Source organism: Micromonospora sp. NPDC004540 (assembly GCF_040610095.1).
Lineage (GTDB): Bacteria > Actinomycetota > Actinomycetes > Mycobacteriales > Micromonosporaceae > Micromonospora.
On the sequence record NZ_JBEXLR010000180.1, the window covers coordinates 2,917 to 5,528 of the forward strand.

A 2,612-nucleotide genomic window follows, 5' to 3' on the forward strand; every position below is an offset into this window, starting at 1 on the left:
CCTTTAGTCGCATGCTCTAGACCCGAAGCGGAGTGATCTAGCCATGGGCAGGCTGAAGCGCGGGTAAGACCGCGTGGAGGGCCGAACCCACCAACGTTGAAAAGTTGGGGGATGACCTGTGGTTAGGGGTGAAAGGCCAATCAAACTCCGTGATAGCTGGTTCTCCCCGAAATGCATTTAGGTGCAGCGTCGCGTGTTTCTTGCCGGAGGTAGAGCACTGGATGGTCTAGGGGGCCCACAAGCTTACCGAAATCAGCCAAACTCCGAATGCCGGTAAGTGAGAGCGCGGCAGTGAGACTGCGGGGGATAAGCTTCGTAGTCGAGAGGGAAACAGCCCAGATCACCAGCTAAGGCCCCTAAGCGTGTGCTAAGTGGAAAAGGATGTGGGGTCGCATAGACAACCAGGAGGTTGGCTTAGAAGCAGCCACCCTTTAAAGAGTGCGTAATAGCTCACTGGTCAAGTGGTTCCGCGCCGACAATGTAGCGGGGCTCAAGCACACCGCCGAAGCTGTGGCATTCACATTTCAACCTCGCTTGGACTTGATTCCTTGTGCAGGTGTGTGGATGGGTAGGGGAGCGTCGTGCCGCGAGTGAAGCAACGGGGTGACCTAGTTGTGGACGCGGCACGAGTGAGAATGCAGGCATGAGTAGCGAAAGAAGGGTGAGAAACCCTTCCGCCGGATGACCAAGGGTTCCAGGGCCAGGCTAATCCGCCCTGGGTGAGTCGGGACCTAAGGCGAGGCCGAGAGGCGTAGTCGATGGACAACGGGTTGATATTCCCGTACCCGCGAAAGAGCGACCCTGACGAACCTCGTTGTGCTAACCACCCGAACCTCGGGAGGTCTTCGGACCGAACGAGGCGAGCGTGGGAACCTGGCGGGTAGTAGTCAAGCGATGGGGTGACGCAGGAAGGTAGCTGAGCCCGGCCGGTGGTTGTGCCGGGGTAAGCGTGTAGGCCGTGCCGTAGGCAAATCCGCGGCGCATATAGGCTGAGACGTGATGCCGAGCCGATTCAGGTGAAGTCAGTGATCCTATGCTGCCGAGAAAAGCCTCTAGCGAGTTCTTAGCGGCCCGTACCCCAAACCGACACAGGTGGTCAGGTAGAGAATACCGAGGCGATCGGGCGAACTGTGGTTAAGGAACTCGGCAAATTGCCCCCGTAACTTAGGGAGAAGGGGGGCCGGAGACGTGAAGCCCCGCGCGGGTGGAGCGTTGTATGGCCGCAGAGAGCAGGGGGAAGCGACTGTTTACTAAAAACACAGGTCCATGCGAAGAAGTAATTCGATGTATATGGACTGACGCCTGCCCGGTGCTGGAACGTTAAGGGGACCTGTTAGCTCTTCGGGGCGAAGCGGAGAACTTAAGCGCCAGTAAACGGCGGTGGTAACTATAACCATCCTAAGGTAGCGAAATTCCTTGTCGGGTAAGTTCCGACCTGCACGAATGGCGTAACGACTTCCCCACTGTCTCAACCACAGGCCCGGCGAAATTGCACTACGAGTAAAGATGCTCGTTACGCGCGGCAGGACGGAAAGACCCCGGGACCTTTACTATAGCTTGACATTGGTACTTGAGTTAGCTTGTGTAGGATAGGTGGGAGCCGGTGAACCATCAACGCCAGTTGGTGGGGAGGCAATCTTGAAATACCACTCTGGTTGATTTGGGTATCTAACTTCGGACCGTTATCCGGTTCAGGGACAGTGTCTGGTGGGTAGTTTAACTGGGGCGGTTGCCTCCTAAAGGGTAACGGAGGCGCCCAAAGGTTCCCTCAGCCTGGTTGGCAATCAGGTGTTGAGTGCAAGTGCACAAGGGAGCTTGACTGTGAGACTGACAGGTCGAGCAGGGACGAAAGTCGGGACTAGTGATCCGGCACTGGCATGTGGAAGCGGTGTCGCTCAACGGATAAAAGGTACCCCGGGGATAACAGGCTGATCTTCCCCAAGAGTCCATATCGACGGGATGGTTTGGCACCTCGATGTCGGCTCGTCGCATCCTGGGGCTGTAGCAGGTCCCAAGGGTTGGGCTGTTCGCCCATTAAAGCGGTACGCGAGCTGGGTTTAGAACGTCGTGAGACAGTTCGGTCCCTATCCGCCGTGCGCGTAGGATACTTGAGAAGGGCTGTCCCTAGTACGAGAGGACCGGGACGGACGAACCTCTGGTGTGCCAGTTGTCCCGCCAGGGGCACGGCTGGTTAGCTACGTTCGGAAGGGATAACCGCTGAAAGCATCTAAGCGGGAAGCTCGCTTCAAGATGAGGTATCCCACCCACATTTGTGGGGTAAGGCCCCCAGCTAGACGACTGGGTTGATAGGCCGGAAATGTAAGCCCGGTAACGGGTTCAGTTGACCGGTACTAATAGGCCGAGGACTTGACTACTAAGCTGCTACGCGTCCACTGTGCAACTCTGAACGAGCGAACAACCATCGGTTGTTTTGACATGTTCATAGAGTTACGGCGGTCATGGCGGAGGGGAAACGCCCGGCAACATTCCGAACCCGGAAGCTAAGCCCTCCAGCGCCGATGGTACTGCACTCGGGAGGGTGTGGGAGAGTAGGACACCGCCGGACAATCTTCCAGTCAGGGCCACCCTTCGGGGTGGCCCTGACTGCGTTT

General features: G+C 57.2%; 2 rRNA genes (1 of these 2 running past the window's edge). Both read left to right on the top strand.

The features are described from left to right. Positions 1–2,375: ribosomal RNA gene (locus ABZV78_RS31275) — 23S ribosomal RNA — on the top strand (it extends 833 nt beyond the left edge of the window). Between the two features lie 74 nt (positions 2,376–2,449). Then, positions 2,450–2,566 (top strand): 5S ribosomal RNA (rrf, locus tag ABZV78_RS31280). The last annotated feature ends 46 nt before the right edge of the window (positions 2,567–2,612 follow it).